Source organism: Shewanella ulleungensis (assembly GCF_014648315.1).
GTDB classification, from domain to species: domain Bacteria; phylum Pseudomonadota; class Gammaproteobacteria; order Enterobacterales; family Shewanellaceae; genus Shewanella; species Shewanella ulleungensis.
In genome coordinates this window covers 39042-56674 of the sequence record NZ_BMQW01000005.1, presented here as the reverse complement: position 1 = coordinate 56674, position 17633 = coordinate 39042, and the positions used below count along the sequence as shown (strand labels likewise).

Genomic DNA, 17633 nt, shown 5'->3' with positions numbered 1-17633 from the left:
AATCAATTTAAGTGCTGTAATTGTCTCATTGTGAATTTAAAAAGGTAAAGAAAAATCATCAATTGTGTACAGACAGTAATGAAAAGTTTACTGATAAATCAATATGGATTATCGCAACAACGGATATTAAACGCATTTAACAATTAGCTATTTAGTAACCTCAATACTGTAAGGTATAATGATCTATTAACCATTTTGCAGCTTAGTATTTTGGCTGCCTATGTAAGGTACATATTGTGAGTCACGATTACGCTATCGAATTAAAGGCGATGCCTTCGCTTTTGTCTTTGTATCGCAAAATCCTTTTTGGGCGCAAGCCTGGGTGGGATCAGCAACCGCTGCCGACGATTTATGTGCAAGCATCAAATGTGATGTTGTCACAAGAGAAAATTCGCCAATATGCTGAAGTGTGTGGCTTTGAGTTTGACGGTGTTACGTTACCACCAACGTACTTATATGTGTGGGCATTTCGATTACATGCGACTATTTTTACTCATAAAGCGGTGACGTTCCCGTTGTTGGGGATGATCCACCTTAAAAATAGTATCAGTGTTTTTCGTCCTGTGCGATCAGATGAAACCTTAACGGTACAATGTGAACTTTCTGACAGTCGTAATACCGATTCAGGGCTTGAGTTCGATTTAGTCTCTAAGGTATCTGTAGCGGATGAATTAGTATGGCAAGCGTTGTCGACGTATCTTTACCGTATCGACACCCCAGGTCGTCGTGCTCGCCCTCCGAAAGCGTCGGAAATGGCTTGGCAAGATGTGAAACAATGGCGTTTAACTGAAGATTTAGGCCGTCGTTACGCTAAAGCCTCTGGTGATTATAACCTTATACACTTGCACCCTTTGTTGTCGAAACGTTTTGGCTTTGAGCGAGTGCTGGCCCATGGTATGTGGTCTAAAGCACGTGCATTATCACAATTAATGACTTTTATTGGGGATAAACCCTTCCAGGTTGATGTTGAGTTTAAGCTGCCTGTGTTTATGCCATCAGAAGTCACTTTTGGCTTTGAAAGTATTGAAAACGGTAAACGTTTTGAAATGCGGGACGTTAAAGGGCGCAGACCGCACTTGCAGGGCAATGTGACCTACTTATAAGCGTGGATACTCATAGCAAAAAGCTCAAGTCAGTGACTTGAGCTTTTTTAGTTTATAACGATTTATTATTTTTGATAAATATGCACATCGCGTTGTGGGAACGGAATGCTAATACCTTCAGCGTCAAAGCGCATTTTAACTGCGCGAGTAATGTCCCAATACACTTCCCAGTAATCATCAGGGTTGACCCAGGGTCTGACGATAAAGTCGACAGATGATTCGCCTAAGGTATGCAGTTTTACAATCGGTTCTGGTTGGGCATGAACTTTAGGGTGCTGTTCAACGATACTTTTTAAAATCGTTTCCGCATGTTCAATATTGTCGCTGTAACTAATGCCGAAGGTCATGTCGACTCGGCGTTGATGCTCGGCGGTAATATTATTTATGGTATCTCCCCAAATTTTATTGTTAGGAACAATCAGTCTTTGATTGTCTAACGTTTTGATAGTGGTAGACACTAAGCTCATGTGGCTTACACGGCCAGTTACTCCGGCGGCATTAATTAAGTTGCCGACATCAAATGGACGATAAATTAAGATCATCATACCCGAGGCAAAGTTTGACAGTGTGTCTTGCAATGCAAAACCGATAATCACACCAGCGATACCAAAGCCTGCCAGTAATGGGCCTAGTTCAAACCCCAGTTGTGATAGGGCGATTAATAAGCCTACTGCATAAACCACCTTACTTGACAGTGAGATAAAAAACTCTTGTAACAGTTGGCTAAATTGTAGTTTAGAGGCGCGGACGGTTTTGGCGATAATTTGAGTAACGATTTTAGCCACTAAACTGGTGACAAATAGAATGAATAAAAAAACCAAAATTTTAAATGTTAGGTTAGGGCCGTTATTGATGGTTTGATCTTTAATTACTTTTGCCCAGCCTTGGAGTAAATTCGACGCCACGCTAAAGTTCAACACATCCTGAGTAATGTCGCCAGATACACTAAACAAGGTTTGTTTTATTTGCGATACATTTTGTCCTAGGCTTTCTAAAATCGATGCAGAAATCGCTAAGCTAGAGCTGTTTTGACCTAAGCGCTCTTTTAACGCGAGCACTTTTGCTTTTTGTTCGGTGCTGATATCTGCACCTGCTGCGGCAGCTTCAGCAACGGCTTTTTGTAATTCGTCTTGGGTGTAATTCACTAAACTGTCAAATTGATCGGCTCGCTGTAGCATAAAGTCGGTAAACGTTTGCTTTTGCGTAGTGACATCAATGGCTAATGTTTCTGCCCATTGCAGCGTTTCTAATGTTGCTTTTAAGTAGTGGTCACGTTCAAACTCACGATTAGACATGGCGACAATGACTTTACTGTCATCGTCACTACCTAATTTACTATTTAGTAACAATAAATCGGCGTCTAAATAGGTAATTACTTGGCGTAAAAATACCAATTGATTTTGTACTAAAGGGATAAGGTATTGATGATCTGCTGTGCCGGAGGTAATTAACTGGTCGATTTCATCACGCAGTTGTGAAGACTTATTTTTAATTCTATATTCGGTAATGGTGCGCATTTCGCCTTTGGCCGACGATAATAACTGTGTGTCATGATCAATGGTTTGTTGCAGCAACGTCATTTTATTAAGCGTGTTAGTGTCGATAACGGCACTGGTTGTTTCTGAAGCGACTGCTGAATCTTGTGCCGATATAGATGGCACCATTAACAGTGTGGTCATTAATAAAAGTATTGTGGGTATAATCCGTAACATCTAAGCGCGTCCTATGAGGCTAAGTTGCGATTATGATAGTAGAAAACCACTAGTGGAGCTACGTTCAGCGATGTTATTAGCCGGGTTATTTGTTAAACTTGCGGCCATTATTGATTAAAGGTACACAACATGGCACTGCAATGCGCCCATTGTTACAAACACTTTTCTATTGCAAAAGTCACAGAAAGCCGCGGCAAAGGGTTATCGGTTGAGGTGCAATGCCCGCACTGTGCTGCATGGCTTGGGCACAATAAAGCGTTAGCCTTGATTAAAATAATCGGTTTTTATAGTGGTGTGATAGCGGCGTTAGTCGCTTATTTTTTGGAAGACATTACCCATATCACCACACCATTGATTATTTTAGCGGTGATTGTAGTAGGGTTGTCACACATTATGGATCATTTAAAAATGGTTGAAGCGCCAGAAGATGACGCTAGCATAAACAAGCAATAAGCGTGGTCGGAATCGTTTAGTCTACCACGATAACTTGGCTTTCTAATGATGACTCTACATAGTAAATTCCGCCGAGCACGACAATGCCTACGATGACCATAACTAATATGATGCCGATATTGTCGCGAATAAATTGTGCCATGATGCAGGTCCTATTGAATTGGTATTGTCTATTTTGTTAATGGTATGAGCCACAGCTTAAGCTTATCTTAAAAACGCCCAAGGTGATGAAAAAGTCGACAATGATGTTTTTATTTGTCACTCATGGTCATGATTTGTCACAATCTATGTGTTGCTTTTCAGCACGGCTATTTTACACTAGTACTCACATTTATTAACCTGATGGAATAGAATCTTTTGAGTTCACGCATCCACATTAGACAAACGATCGCAATCTGGCTCAGTGCCATTTTGATTGTGCTGTCTATTGCTGCATCTGCGCACTCGGTTCGCCATCTTGATGATGGGGTGCAAAATCACTGTACCTTATGTTTTCACCAACATCAGTTAAATAAAACCATTCACAGCAGCGAACTTGTGTTTACCGCAAGTAAGCAAACCTTCGAACGTCAACAATTTACGCTGCCATTTCTGCTTAGCGTATTTCATGCTTATTACCAAAGCCGCGCCCCGCCAGTATCTCGTTAATCCAACACAGTATTTAACCTAAATTCGGGATAGTAAACGACACTAAAACAGTCTTTTACTTTGCTAGTAGTGTTTATTGATCTGCAATAGATAAGCTATTGCGGTGTTAATTCACAGTAATTAGCAAAGCTAAATAGCAAGTTTAACAGCGTTTAATCAATAAGATTATCAATCTTTTACCCCAGATTTAGGTAAACCAATTTTTCTGTTATTCAGCCGGTGTATTCATACTTAGAAAGTCGGCTATTTGTTGTATTTTGGAGATATCATGTCTGCGTTAAACACTCGCGTTTCTTTATTGGCACTGGCTTGTGCTGTTAGTTCTTATTCGGCAATGGCTGAAGACTCAAGCTTAACGAATCCTAATATTAGTGCTGTATTAGACGGTTATTATCAAACGGGCGATCGCCCACTGGCTGAGCGTGCCGAAGGCTTTGGTTTAGGTGAAACGGAATTGGCGTTAAGTGCCAATATTGATGAAATGTTCTACGGGAAAGTGACCGCAGTGGTGGAGTCTCACGACGGTGAAACTGAATTAAATCTAGAAGAAGCGTTTATTCAAACGTTAGCGCTACCAAGTGGTTTGTCTGTGCGAGCGGGTCGTTTCTTGTCTGATGTTGGTTACTTAAATAATCAACATCTACATACGGATGCATTCTCTGAGCGCCCTGCAGCATATCGTGCTTTTTTAGGCGGTCATTATTTTGATGATGGTTTGCGCTTAAGTTATGTTGCCCCAACTGATCTGTACTGGACCATGGGCCTTGAAGCATTTGGCGGGGACAGTTTGCGCGCTGCTGACGAACATGGCGAGCGTGATTTTGACGATGTCGGTGTGTTTACTGCGTTAACCAAAATTGGTGGCGATATTGGGGTTGAGAGTTCATGGCAGCTAGGGTTGAGTTATTTACGCAATGAAAATGGCTTAGGCTATGCCGAAGAACATGACGATGAAGAAGAGGAAGTCGCTGATGAGCATGAGCACAGCCACAGTGCTTCATATACAGGTGAAAATACTTACATCGCTGATTTTGTTTACAAGTGGGCACCTAATGGTAACTACAAGTACCAAAATCTTACTGTAAGCGGTGAATACTTCAGAGTGACAGACATTTTTGGTGAAGAACCAGGACATGTTGATGATGTCGGTGATGTAGATGACCATGACCATGAATTAAGCGGTGATGATTATCATGAAGGTTGGTATTTAAGCAGCGTTTATCAGTTCTCTCCAAGCTGGTCTGCCGGTGTGCGTTATGGTGAAGTGGATACGTTTGAAATTCATGAAGATCATTTAGATCCGCAAAAGCTGAAAGAAACTGAAGTTAGCCTAGCATGGCACAGCAGCCATTTCTCTACTGTGCGCTTGCAGTATACCCATCAGCAAGGTACTAACTTTGATGGTTTCGAAGACGATAATATCGTTACTTTACAATATGTCATGTCATTAGGAGCTCACGGTGCGCATCAATTCTAAAATGCTTTTAGCAGTGGCAGTAATGCCACTGTTGTTTACCGCGACAGCAAAAGCGGAACTTAACGTGTTTGCTTGTGAAGCTGAATACGGTGCCTTAGCTAAAACCTTAGCGCCGTCGGCAGACGTATATTCAGCAACGACAGCCATGCAAGACCCTCATCAAGTGCAGGCGCGTCCAAGCTTAATTGCTAAAATGCGCCAGGCTGATTTAGTGGTGTGTGCCGGTGCCGATTTAGAAATTGGCTGGTTGCCGATGCTGCAGATGAAGGCATCTAACCCTAAGGTTAAATCAACCGATAAAGGCTTGTTTTTTGCCGCAGAGCAAATCGATACGTTAGATAAACTCACCAGCGTTGACCGCTCAATGGGCGATGTTCATGCAAAGGGAAATCCTCATTTGCATTTAGACCCACAACGTTTGTTGAGTGTTGCTAAAGCCCTTAGCGCAAAATTGATTGAAATTGATCCACAAAATAGTAGTGAGTATCAACAATCTTTAGCTGATTTTAGCCAACGTTGGGAGGCTAAAATCCCCCAGTGGCAGGCTCAAGCTAAAGATTTAGCCGGTAAAAAGGTTATCGCTTATCACTCTAGTTTCCGTTATTTATTTAACTGGGTTGGAATAGAGCAAGTGGCTGATCTTGAGCCTAAACCAGGGTTAGCACCAACAAGTAGCCACTTAGCAAGCTTATTGACTCGCGCAGAAAAAGGCGATGTTATGGCGGTTATTGTTGCGTCATACCAAGATGAGCGTGGTGCCAAATGGCTAGGTGAACGAGCCAATTTACCTGTTGTGATGTTGCCTATGTCTGTTGGTGGTAATGATCAAAGCAAAGACTTATTCAGCCTATATGACAGTTTATTTACTCTACTTAACGGGGTTAAATAACGCCATGTTAGATGTTGAGCTTCTATCGATATTATTACCAGCGTTAGCGGCAGGTTTGTTGGTGTTATCAACTCATGTGTTGTTAGGCCAACAAGTGCTGAAGCGCGGTATTATTTTTATCGACCTGGCTATTGCACAAGTGGCAGCGTTAGGTGCGATAGTGTCTCACATTGATCATGATGTAGAAGGTTTACCTTTTGTTCATATGTGGATGCCGGCACTGTTTGCGCTTGCAGGTGCTGGCGTTATCGCATGGATGGCCAAGCGACTGACAGGTGAACTTGAAGCAATGATTGGCTGCTTTTATGTGTTAAGCGCAGTGGCGGCTATGTTATTGCTGGCAAACGACCCTCATGGTGCTGAATTATTAAAACAGCTTATGTCTGGGCAAATTTTGTGGGTGAGTTGGTCACAGCTAATGATACCTGCTGTGGTGTCTGTTGTTATTTTGGCATTCATTGCGCTAAAGCCCAATATACTCGACGGGGCAGGTTTTTACTTTTTATTTGCGTTAGTGATTACTTTATCGGTAGAACTAGTAGGGGTGTATTTAGTGTTTAGCACCCTTATTTTACCGGCATTGGCATTAAACAAATACTTAGGTAAATATAAACTTGGATGGGCTTATACGGTAGGTATCATTGGATATGTTGCAGGCTTATTATTATCTGCTAACTATGACCTACCTAGCGGTGCAGCTATTGTCGCGACATTAGCGATCAGCGCGCTAGTGTTTAGGCAATTACTCAAACTTCGTCCTACAACGGCTTAGTTAGTAGCGTTGCTATTACATCATTAGACATCGCGACATTCCTGTAGCCTAGGAATGTCGCATGGTTGTCACATAAAACGTGTTATTCTGCCCTGTATAGCAGGGCAGAGTATTTCAGCGTACATATGTAAACAAAATAATTGAGTCCCTAGACCTGCATCGTTATACTGTCGCCAATTATTTTGCAGGAGTATGCTGTGCTGCTAATCGCTCGTTTAATTATTCTCGCCGTGCTATTATTTTTAGCCTTTGTTTTTGTGATGTTTTTTTGCCTTTTAAGGCCAATGCATCGCAATAACGTTCATGTCGTGGCTAAGATTTTTTCCTCTGTTGCGCCAGTGCTGGGTATAAAAGTGATTACTCGGGTTCATCCTGTCAGTGATATGCCACAGCCGTGCATTTATTTAGCAAACCATCAAAACAACTTCGATTTGTTCACTCACACCTCTGCTGTACCAAAAGGTACCGTAAGCCTAGGTAAAAAGAGTTTGGCGTGGATGCCATTGTTTGGGCAGATTTATTGGTTGTCTGGCAATATTCTGATTGACCGTAAAAACCGTCATAGCGCGTTTGATACGATGGCTAAAACGGTCGAGAAAATGAAAACTAAGCTGTTATCTGTGTGGATTTTTCCTGAGGGGACGCGTTCACGCGGTCGCGGTTTATTACCATTCAAAGTGGGCGCATTTCACACGGCTATCGCTGCACAAGTGCCTGTAGTACCGGTATTAGCTTCATGTCAGAACCATATTAAGTTAAATCGTTGGAATAATGGTGTCGTGATTGTTGAAATGATGGCGCCGATGCCGACGGAAGGATTAACTAAAAATGACGTTAAAGCCTTTAGTGCTGAAGTTCATGAAACCATGTCAGCAAGACTGGTAGAATTAAATAAAGAAGCTTTAGCATTAAATCAAGCCGTTAAAAACTAAGCTGCGTTGATAAGTTCGCAACTTACTTTAGTTTGGGTATAATTAGCTAAAATTTATATGTGTTTATTAACGGAGTAATCCATGTCTGTCGAGCGTCAGTTAAAAGAGCAATTTGCTGAAAACCGCGAAATTGTTGATGCCTTACTTGCTGATGGTTCAGAGCCTGATGCGGAATATACAATTGAACATCATTTTTCGGCGACCAACTTTGATCGTTTAGAAAAGGCCGCTGTTGATGCATTTAAGCTTGGCTTTGAAGTTAATGATGCCGAAGAAATGGAATTAGACGATGGTTCAGTCATTTTTTGCTTTGACGCTATTGCGCATCATAAGTTAGAAACGCCATTGCTTGATAAGGCATGTGAACAGTTGATTCAGCTTGCCGTTAAGCAAAAAGTTGATTACGACGGTTGGGGAACTTACTTTGTCGGTGATGAAGCAGATGCTGAAGACGACGATGACGAATTTGAAGATGATGATTTTGACGAAGATGATGCTGATTCGTTTCACTAATCCTCTTCTGTAAACAATAAAAAAACGCTCATCAATGATGAGCGTTTTTTTATTGATCGGTTCTACATTTATCACTTGTGCTAATGATTATGCCTGTCATTTAGCGCTGGCTACTTGAATACCACACTCTTATTACGGCCTTCTTGTTTAGCAATATATAGTGCTTTGTCTGCGCCAGATAACCAGTTAGAACTGTTATCAATTTGCGAACTAAGATCGTTAATGCCTAAACTGACTGTGACTTTAATGAGGCGGTTATCGAATGCAACTTCAGACTCTTCAATACGTTGTCTTAGGCGCTCAGTAAAGTGTAATGCTTCGTCAGCCGTGGTTTTTGACAGCACAACCGCAAACTCTTCTCCGCCGTATCTGCCTGCGCAATCAGTTTCGCGTAGCGACTGTTTTAATAGATATGCAATATGCTGAATGACTTTATCGCCAGCAGGGTGGCCATATTTGTCGTTAACTTGTTTAAAGTTGTCGATATCGATCATGACTAATGTTGAGGTATCGCCATAGCGTGAATGACGCTCAAACTCTTTTTCCATGCAAAGCTGCCAATGACGACGATTGTGCAGTTGGGTTAAACCATCGGTTTGACTCAACTCTTCTAATTGCTCATTGGCGGCTTTTAATTGTAATTTGTTGACCGCGATGTCGGTAACATCATAAACAATAATGCTGATATGAGTAATTTGCCCAGTAAGCGATGCTAGTGGTAACAGGGTGATGTTTTGGAACATAAAATCAGCGCGGCCAGTAACCGGACGATAATTTTTAAATTTGAATACATATGGGCGCTGTTCCCAGCTAATAAAAGTCCGGTTTTTTAATACAAATACCGACTCCATCTTTTGCTTAAGCCAATCAGCAGGCAACTCGGGAAACTTTTCAAATAAGTTATCGCCTTTAATTGAATTAGGCGACACGCCGCTGTGGTTTTCCATAAACCCGTTCCACAGCTGAATATTATAGTCGCGATCGAGTACCACTAGACCTACTTCAATGGTTTGTACCATATCGATTAGCCAGTGTAGTTCGTTCATCGCACTTTGGTCATTTGACATAATAGAATTATCCAGCGTTAGTCGAGTAGGTAGCCGAGCTTGTAGTTAAGCGTAGGGATTGAATCTTCTGTAAACAGTAGTAATAAGTCGCATTGGATATTGTAATCTTCAATGCGGTAATTAATCTCCATTGCGAGAGTACGCTGCCACTTTTCCGAATTATCGTGTATGAGTTCGTTAACGCTGCAATGTCTACCAAGCACCACTGGATGTGCCTGACTGAACTTCATATCGAGCTGTTCTGAAATACCATTTAAAAAAGCGCCAATGAGCACATTACCAGTGTCCATCATCACTTCTATTTCGGTAGTCGCGTCATTTGGGTTGTCTAACCCCATGAGCTTCGCCATGTCCTCAAAACTAGAGTCATGGAACAACAACAGTGCTTCACCAGCAATGCCTGCACCAATAAATCCTTGGCAAAGCCCAGACACAGTAGAGCTGCGTTCAGTCGCCTTCAATGCCATGGTGAGCTCGCTCACTTCAAGTACGTTAACATTTGGAATAGGCAGTAATACGAAGACATCGAGTAATTTAGCTAATAAATCGGCGGCGCGCCCCATCGCAACGTTAGCGATTTCTTGGCATGCATCGCGCATATCCACCTTCATCATTGGTGTTTCGTCGACTTTATTGCCTTGGGTTAGAGTCAGGATGCCATACTCTTGCAAGATGTTACTGATGGCATCGGCGCTAACAGGCTTTTGAATAAAGTCGAGCGCACCTAATGCTTTAACCCGTTCATGGGCTTTAATTTGAATATCGCCTGACACCACGATAATCAGTGCTGGCAAATCTTGTTGTTGTACTGCTTGGAGTACTTCGTAACCGTCCATTACGGGCATGTTAAGGTCGAGAAATACTATTTCACCTTTACCCGCACGGATAACATCGAGACCTTCTGCACCATTTGTGGCGTAGCTAATCTCAACGTCCCAATCTTTCGGTAGGGTGCGTGCCATTTGTTTTCTGGCTAATGCAGAATCATCACATATCAATATTGGTATGGTCATTGTGACAGGTGTTCCTTAATTCGCCTTTAGGGAAAAGCACTCTTAAATGCAGTCGCGAGTGGTGCGAGGCGTTATAGTTATTATTAAGACTGTTTTACAGTACTTCGTCTTTGAAAATTCATTATACGTAATTGTTAATAAAATGGGCAGTATGGCAGCATTAAAAAACATTTTTTTAACATAAAATGTGTCGTAACTCCCATTACTAGCGTTATCAATCTCGATGTTACCCATGAGGTTTAATCGAAAGAATACATTTCTCATTCATTCTACAATAAAAGTCGTGGCAATATTTTGACCAATGACGCTTATTTGTCATGTTATTACTATTCGACAGATAGTCCAGATATGTTAACCTGAAAACTGGACTGACCAGATAGGCGGAACCCATTTATGGAAAAGGATTTAATTAAGCTTAGTATCGAACACGGGATTGCGCATGTTTGTTTAAATCGCCCGAGTAAAATTAACGCGCTCAGTTACGATATGTTTATCGCAATTGATAAAGTGATTAAACAGCTCGCGAGCGATAAACGTGTCAATGCCGTGATATTGTCTGGTGCTGAGGGGAATTTCTGTTCTGGTTTAGATGTTAAAAGTGTGGCGAGTTCGCCGAGTAAAGCCATTAAATTGTTGTTTAAATGGTTGCCAGGTAATGCCAATCTTGCGCAAAGAGTGTCTATTGGATGGCAACGTTTACCTATACCGGTGATTGCTGTGTTAGAAGGCTGTTGTTATGGCGGAGGAACTCAAATTGCACTAGGTGCGGATATTCGTATTGCTAGTGCAGAATGTAAATTATCCATTATGGAAGCTAAATGGGGGCTCGTTCCCGATATGGCAGGGTTAGTGGCGTTACGTCAAATTATACCTAAAGATAAAGCGTTATTGTTGACTTATAGCGCGGATATCTTAACGGCTCAGCAAGCGCTTGAGCTTGGCATGATTACTCAAATTAGTGATAAACCTCATGAAGCTGCGGTGGCATTAGCCCATAAAATTATGTGTACTTCTCCAGATGCAAATGCCGCCATTAAGCTAAGTATCAATCGAAGTTGGACAGGGTCTATCCGCAGTTTGTTAGCGCGTGAATCACTGAGTCAAATTCGTTTGCTTATGGGTAAAAATCGAGTGATTGCAGCGATTAGACAAACTAAGACTCCTGACAAGAGCTACGTGTCGCGACAATCGTGGTGGTAATGATAAACGCTAATCATCCGAGGTGATAAGAGCTCATTATCTGCCAATGACAGTACGTGAAAAACCTTCTATTTGATTGAGAGCTTCTTCCCAGCCGCTTTGATTGCTAAAATCCAAACTCATTTGATATTGGCGATAATAGCGAGCGGGCTTGACCTGGTTGTAGTTAAGTCTGGTGGGCGCTTCGGTGATCGAAATGGGGTGGGCATCGCTTGATTGAATATCGAGGATCGGCAGTGACATGGTGACTAATTGCTCGGCGATCGATTTACGTTGGCTTTGCGGATCGATCAAATATTCAAACTCGCGGTAAGGGTTTACCACCACAAAAACATCTGGAGCGGGAATTTTTTTGTCATAAAGTAAGTTGGTTACCATACCCGCACTGTCATCAATGGCAACTAAGATACTGGCTCCGGGGAATAAGCTTACGGTTGAGCCGAGCTGATTTATCGCTTCGCTGAGTGCTGCTTGCTGAAAATTACGTAATTCGAGTAATTGTTCAGAGGTGTACTTGGGGATACTTTTATTGGTACTGAGAGTGATTTGCTCGCTGCCGGCTTTGGCTATATCTTCTGGTTTGGTGGCATAGTTTGGGCGATAAAGCCCTTTTGCCGGGGTTAAGCTGATGCTGGCCCAGCCACGAGTATTAATTTGAGTCCGTAAATAACTCGCCAGCCCGTTAGCGTCGGCATCGGTGTCTGATGGGCCCACAATCATCAGCGAACCAAATTGCTTTTTACTTTGCCATGAGCGCACTAATACTTCTGATTGTTTACCATCGACAGTAATAAACTTAATTTCATTACTGTTTAAGTGAGCATACTTTTGCTGCGCACTTGCGTTAGGGATCAGTGCCCACAGCCCAACTGCGATAATTAATATGTGGCAAACATGTCTTACTTGCACAAAAACCTCACCAGCAAACAATCTAAAGAGAATCTAAAAACAATAATGCCCTGAAAACAGGGCATTATCAAAGTACTATATGTTTTCCCTGTGGCAACCGGGATTAAACGTGACTCACTAACACCATGCGGATTGCATCAAGCTGTAACTGGCTGTTGTCCATGTAACCAGTTAACTCGACCATTTGATTGCGAATATACTCTAGCTCATCTTCGCGAATGTTCGGATTAACGGCTTTTAAGGCTTCAAGGCGTTCAAGCTCACCGGTTAATTGTTGGGTCATTTTAGTGCGTGCATCGGTGACTAAATCGCCAAGCGCCTGTTTTGCATGCTCTTCACCTTTAGCAAATAAAGGATGCAATATTGGCTGCGATGCATTGACTAGCTTACTGGCTATATGTCGATTTACTGCGCTTAGCTGTTTATCAAAGCTGGCGTAATCCACTTTATCGGCCATGTTTAAGCCGTTTTTATCGAGTAACACACGGATTGGTGTTGGCGGTAAATAACGGTATAACTGAGTTGATTTAGGAGCAGATGCGTCAGCCATGTAGATCAATTCTAAAAATAATGTGCCTGCAGGCAGTGCTTTATTTTTAAGGATTGCCACACTTGTGGTGCCTGTTTCTGAGCCTGTGATTAAATCTAAGCCTGTTTGTACTAGTGGATGTTCTTGCGAAATAAACGCAATATCATCACGTGATAAGGCAGTGTTTCGATCAAAGGTTACCGTTACGCCATCTTCATGTAAGCCTGGGTAAGTTGGAAACATCATGTGCTCACTAGGGCGTAAAATAATCGAGTTTTCACCACGATCTTCTTGATCAACACCTATGATGTCCCAAAGGCGGATAACCGAACCAATCAGTTGTGTGTCGTTGTCGCTGTCGGACAAACGTTGCACTAATTTATTGGCGCGCTCACCACCATGAGAGTTAATCTCTAGCAGCTTATCGCGGCCTTGCTCCATAGCATGTTTGAGTTCTTTATAGCGATGTTGTGTATGGTTAAGTAGCTGCACCATGGCATCTTCATCGTCATTACTCAGTACGCCTATCAACTCATCGGCAAACTCACCAAATAACACATGCCCACTAGGGCAGGTTAATTCAAACGAGTTCAGACCTTCATGATACCAACGCATTAAACGTTCTTGCGCAGTGTCGCGTAAGTAAGGTAAATGTATTTGAATATCGTTTTGTTGGCCTATCCGGTCCAAACGACCAATACGCTGCTCAAGTAAATCAGGGTTAAGCGGCAAGTCGAACAACACTAAGTGGCTTGCAAATTGGAAGTTACGTCCTTCAGAACCGATTTCAGAGCAAATTAGTGCCTGTGCACCGCCTTCTTCTTGCGCAAAGTAAGCTCCCGCTTTATCTCGTTCGATGATCGACATGCCTTCGTGGAATACTGTTGCTTGAATTCCTTCTCGAGTTCGCAAAGCTTCTTCAAGGCTAAGGGCTGTTTCTGCTTGGCTGGCAATAATCAGTACTTTTTTACTGCGATGAGATTTTAAGAATGCGATTAACCAATCTACGCGCGGATCAAATTTCCACCAACTGGCGCTGTCGTTTTCAAAAGCTTGATATAGCTTTTCTGGGCTTAACGCTTGTATCGCTTTTGCTTGCGCAGTTTTCGCGCTGCCCATCATGGCATTCACACGTTCTGCTGTGATGTATTGGTCTGGCATTTCTTGCGGGTAGGCATTAAAGAAACGCTTAGGGAAGCCTTTTACCGAGGCGCGGCTGTTACGGTAAAGCACGCGGCCAGTACCGTGACGGTCGAGTAATTCTTGCAATAAGTCTTGGCGAGCAGCTTGTTGTAGCTCGATATCAACATCTTTTGATTGGATTAAGCGAATACTTGGTTCGATGTCTTTTTCGCTAAGTAACTCGGTTAAACTATTAATCGCACTGTCGGGTAATTTGGCATCTTTACTTAATGCTTCAGCAGCATCAGCAACATCTTTATAGCTTGACTCTTCAGCTAAAAATGCGTCGTAATCGTAAAAACGATCAGGATCGAGTAAGCGTAAACGTGCGAAGTGACTTTGATGACCTAATTGATCTGGGGTTGCGGTGAGTAACAATACACCTGGCACTACTTCACTTAATGCTTCTACGATTTGATAGGCACGGCTTGGCGCGTCTTCAGACCATTCTAAGTGATGTGCTTCGTCAACAACCATTAAGTCCCAGTCAGCGTCTAAAGCTTGCTCTAGGCGCTTTTTCTTACGCAACAAATCAAGTGAGCAAATGATTAACTGTTCAGTATAAAACGGATTGTCATTGTCGGCATAAGCTTCAACGCAGCGGTCTTCGTCAAATACCGAGAAGCGCAGGTTAAAACGACGCAACATTTCAACTAACCATTGATGACGTAGTGTGTCTGGCACAATGACTAAAATACGTTCCGCGCGACCGGTTAATAACTGCTGATGAATAATCAGGCCAGCTTCAATGGTTTTACCCAAACCCACTTCATCAGCAAGTAATACACGAGGCGCATAACGACGGCCGACTTCATGAGCAATCCATTGCTGGTGGGCAATCAGTCCAACGCGCGGACCTTGTTGCCCCAGTAAATCTGATGTGGCTAATTTATGGCGCAATAACTGGCACTGGTATCGCACACCAAAACGTTCTAAACGATCGATTTGTCCGGCAAATAAACGATCTTGTGGCTTATTAAAGCGAATGTTATGGCTCAGCATTGTTTCACGAAGGCTGACGTTTTCTTGGGTTTCGCTATGAATCCCGTGATAAATCACCAATTGGCTTTTTTCTTCAACCTCATTGATGGTGATACTCCAGCCTTCACCGCTTTCTACGGTGTCACCGGGGTTAAAAATAACCCGAGTTAAGGGAGCTTCACTGCGAGAAAACATCCGGTTTTCTCCAGTGGCAGGGAACAGCAGCGTAACCATGCGGCCTTCAATTTGAACGACGGTTCCTAATCCGAGCTCCGACTCGGTATCACTAATCCAGCGTTGACCTAAAGCAAAAGGCATCTTTAATTCTCTATTTGAAGCGGGGGAAACAAAAAGGGGGCGTATGTTAAACCAAACCCATGCAGATTGAAATTCTAGCATCGATTTATCTATCAGTTGGGTGTTTTTACAACAATTTGACATTTCTGTGTCACATTGACGTCATAGTGTGGAGATAGGGATATTTTATTGAGTTATGACGGCGACGGTGCCATAGTTATTTTAGGCATGTATGAGTCATGTTAAGTTTACCAATGGCTAAATATAAAGCCTGTTTTCAATAATGAAATAAATTATCCCTTAGAAGTTAATCGTTTAAGTAGGTAAGTTGATATCAATTAATTGAGAGCACACTGGAGGCGCCATGGAACAACACGACAAGAAGTTGTTTGTACTGGATACCAATGTATTACTTCATGAGCCTTTAGCGATATATTCGTTTAAAGAACATGATGTAATCATCCCAATGACTGTGTTAGAAGAGCTCGACAGTATTAAAGATAGAAAGCGCGATGTAAGTCGCGATGCACGAGTCGCCATACGTGCATTAGAAGATATTCTTGGCGGCCCCACGACTCCTGAACAGATTTTGAAAGGTGTAGCATTACCCACCCACGAAGAACACTCTGAAGTATCTGGCCATCTATCCATATTTCCTGATCATCAAGTAGAATTTATCATTGGCTCTCTGCCAGGCGATAATAACGATAATCGCATTATCAATACCGCACTCCATCTACAAAAAATTCACTTTCCTCGTACTGTTGTCCTCGTCACTAAAGACATTAATATGCGCTTAAAAGCCAAAGGTGCGGGTATCGAGCGAGTTGAAGACTACCGTACTGATCAGCTTATTGACGATATTCGCTTTTTAGCGAAAGGCTTTTATCAGTTCCCAGGTGATTTTTGGCAAAATGTCGATAATGTTTCTACTGATCGCAAAGGACGACATACTGTGCATCAGGTGCCATTGGAACATTTAGGCAATGAACACTATTATCTTAATCAATATCTTATCGATGAAAACTCAGATTTTTGTGGGCGAGTCGCCAGTAAAACCGAAAACCATCTTGAGATTATTGATCGCGGTCGTGATCGTTTGCTGCATCATGAAGCATGGGGGGTTAAACCGAAAAATATCTATCAAGGTATGGCGCTCGATGCCTTGCTCGATCCCGATATAGAATTGATTATTTTGACCGGTCCTGCGGGCTGTGGCAAAACCTTATTGGCGATGGCTGCTGCGCTTGAGCTAGTGGTTGAACGTAAGCTTTATGACAAGGTTATTGTGACTCGTAATACACCGGACATTGCTGAATCAATTGGTTTTCTCCCGGGTACTGAAGAGGAGAAAATGGCGCCATGGTTAGCGGCAATTACCGACACGCTTGAGGTATTACATAAAAATGATGTTAACCCCACTGGCAGTGTGAATTACATTATGGAAAAAGCTAACATTCAGTTTAAGTCGATTAATTTTATGCGCGGGCGATCGATTCAAAACTCTGTGGTCATTTTAGATGAATGCCAAAATTTAACGGCATCACAAATTAAAACCATGATTACACGTATGGGTGAGGGCACAAAGCTGATTTGTAGCGGCAATTTAGCGCAAATCGATTCTACTTATCTGACCGCTGTTACTTCTGGCCTTACTTATATAGTGGAACGTTTTAAAGATTTTGAGGGCAGCGCTAATATTTACTTAAACGGCGTAGTACGTTCACGCTTAGCAGAGTTTGCTGAGGAACATTTGTAACCGCTGTACAATAATATGTTGTTAAATAAATAAGGTTACCTTGGTAACCTTATTTATTTTTATCTATATTTTATTCTTCGATTACAACGCCATTTTTGAGGTTGGACAAGTCGTTAATAGGTTATTATTACATGTGCTTGAGCTTATCTTCCTGATATCATGACCATTCGTTTTTTTATTGCCTATTTTTTGGTGTT

General features: G+C 42.2%; 16 protein-coding genes. 10 read left to right on the top strand and 6 right to left on the bottom strand.

The features are described from left to right. The first annotated feature begins 269 nt into the window (after positions 1-269). A complete protein-coding gene (locus tag IEY40_RS10990; protein ID WP_188956547.1) occupies positions 270-1103 on the top strand; it encodes a MaoC family dehydratase in 834 nt (277 codons plus the stop codon). 65 nt (positions 1104-1168) lie between these two features. Here the strand turns inward: IEY40_RS10990 and IEY40_RS10985 are convergent, their stop codons facing one another. Beyond that, complete coding sequence (locus IEY40_RS10985; RefSeq protein WP_188956109.1) at positions 1169-2815, bottom strand: mechanosensitive ion channel family protein; 1647 nt, start codon at positions 2813-2815, stop codon at positions 1169-1171. A gap of 129 nt (positions 2816-2944) precedes the next feature. Here IEY40_RS10985 and IEY40_RS10980 point away from each other — a divergent pair, with 129 nt between their 5' ends. Then, positions 2945-3268 carry a hypothetical protein gene (locus tag IEY40_RS10980; protein ID WP_188956107.1) on the top strand — a complete coding sequence of 108 codons (324 nt, stop codon included), beginning with the start codon at positions 2945-2947 and terminating at the stop codon, positions 3266-3268. A 16-nt stretch (positions 3269-3284) separates the two neighbouring features. Here the strand turns inward: IEY40_RS10980 and IEY40_RS20250 are convergent, their stop codons facing one another. Further along, entirely contained in the window at positions 3285-3410 is a 126-nt protein-coding gene (locus IEY40_RS20250) for a hypothetical protein (protein ID WP_268244200.1), read from the bottom strand. 215 nt (positions 3411-3625) lie between these two features. On the opposite strand from IEY40_RS20250, the gene IEY40_RS10975 reads away from it, so the two are divergent. From IEY40_RS10975 to rraB, 6 genes are all read left to right on the top strand, one after another. After that, positions 3626-3916, top strand: coding sequence for an ABC-type zinc uptake system zinc chaperone (locus IEY40_RS10975; protein WP_188956105.1), 291 nt, complete (start codon positions 3626-3628; stop codon positions 3914-3916). Between the two features lie 268 nt (positions 3917-4184). Beyond that, entirely contained in the window at positions 4185-5393 is a 1209-nt protein-coding gene (locus IEY40_RS10970) for a hypothetical protein (protein WP_188956103.1), read from the top strand. Then, positions 5377-6282, top strand: coding sequence for a metal ABC transporter solute-binding protein, Zn/Mn family (locus IEY40_RS10965; RefSeq protein WP_188956101.1), 906 nt, complete (start codon positions 5377-5379; stop codon positions 6280-6282). Before IEY40_RS10970 ends, IEY40_RS10965 begins: the two co-directional genes overlap by 17 nt. Before the next feature lie 4 nt (positions 6283-6286). Further along, on the top strand, positions 6287-7054 hold the full coding sequence (locus IEY40_RS10960; RefSeq protein ID WP_188956546.1) for a metal ABC transporter permease: 768 nt from the start codon (positions 6287-6289) through the stop codon (positions 7052-7054). A 197-nt stretch (positions 7055-7251) separates the two neighbouring features. Further along, complete coding sequence (locus IEY40_RS10955) at positions 7252-7986, top strand: 1-acylglycerol-3-phosphate O-acyltransferase (protein WP_188956098.1); 735 nt, start codon at positions 7252-7254, stop codon at positions 7984-7986. Between the two features lie 81 nt (positions 7987-8067). Then, positions 8068-8499: a ribonuclease E inhibitor RraB gene (gene rraB, locus IEY40_RS10950; RefSeq protein ID WP_188956096.1), complete on the top strand. Its 432-nt coding sequence runs from the start codon at positions 8068-8070 to the stop codon at positions 8497-8499. A gap of 110 nt (positions 8500-8609) precedes the next feature. Here the strand turns inward: rraB and IEY40_RS10945 are convergent, their stop codons facing one another. Together IEY40_RS10945 and IEY40_RS10940 are read right to left on the bottom strand one after the other, a co-directional pair. Next, complete coding sequence (locus tag IEY40_RS10945) at positions 8610-9566, bottom strand: sensor domain-containing diguanylate cyclase (RefSeq protein WP_188956094.1); 957 nt, start codon at positions 9564-9566, stop codon at positions 8610-8612. A gap of 17 nt (positions 9567-9583) precedes the next feature. Then, positions 9584-10579, bottom strand: coding sequence for a response regulator (locus tag IEY40_RS10940; RefSeq protein ID WP_188956092.1), 996 nt, complete (start codon positions 10577-10579; stop codon positions 9584-9586). Between the two features lie 393 nt (positions 10580-10972). Here IEY40_RS10940 and IEY40_RS10935 point away from each other — a divergent pair, with 393 nt between their 5' ends. Then, positions 10973-11779: a crotonase/enoyl-CoA hydratase family protein gene (locus IEY40_RS10935; protein WP_188956090.1), complete on the top strand. Its 807-nt coding sequence runs from the start codon at positions 10973-10975 to the stop codon at positions 11777-11779. Between the two features lie 36 nt (positions 11780-11815). Here IEY40_RS10935 and IEY40_RS10930 read toward each other — a convergent pair whose 3' ends face one another. Both IEY40_RS10930 and rapA read right to left on the bottom strand, forming a co-directional pair. Continuing rightward, complete coding sequence (locus tag IEY40_RS10930) at positions 11816-12688, bottom strand: DUF3530 family protein (RefSeq protein WP_229777077.1); 873 nt, start codon at positions 12686-12688, stop codon at positions 11816-11818. Between the two features lie 103 nt (positions 12689-12791). Beyond that, positions 12792-15698 carry an RNA polymerase-associated protein RapA gene (rapA, locus tag IEY40_RS10925; RefSeq protein ID WP_188956088.1) on the bottom strand — a complete coding sequence of 969 codons (2907 nt, stop codon included), beginning with the start codon at positions 15696-15698 and terminating at the stop codon, positions 12792-12794. 343 nt (positions 15699-16041) lie between these two features. On the opposite strand from rapA, the gene IEY40_RS10920 reads away from it, so the two are divergent. Continuing rightward, entirely contained in the window at positions 16042-17436 is a 1395-nt protein-coding gene (locus IEY40_RS10920) for a PhoH family protein (RefSeq protein WP_188956086.1), read from the top strand. The last annotated feature ends 197 nt before the right edge of the window (positions 17437-17633 follow it).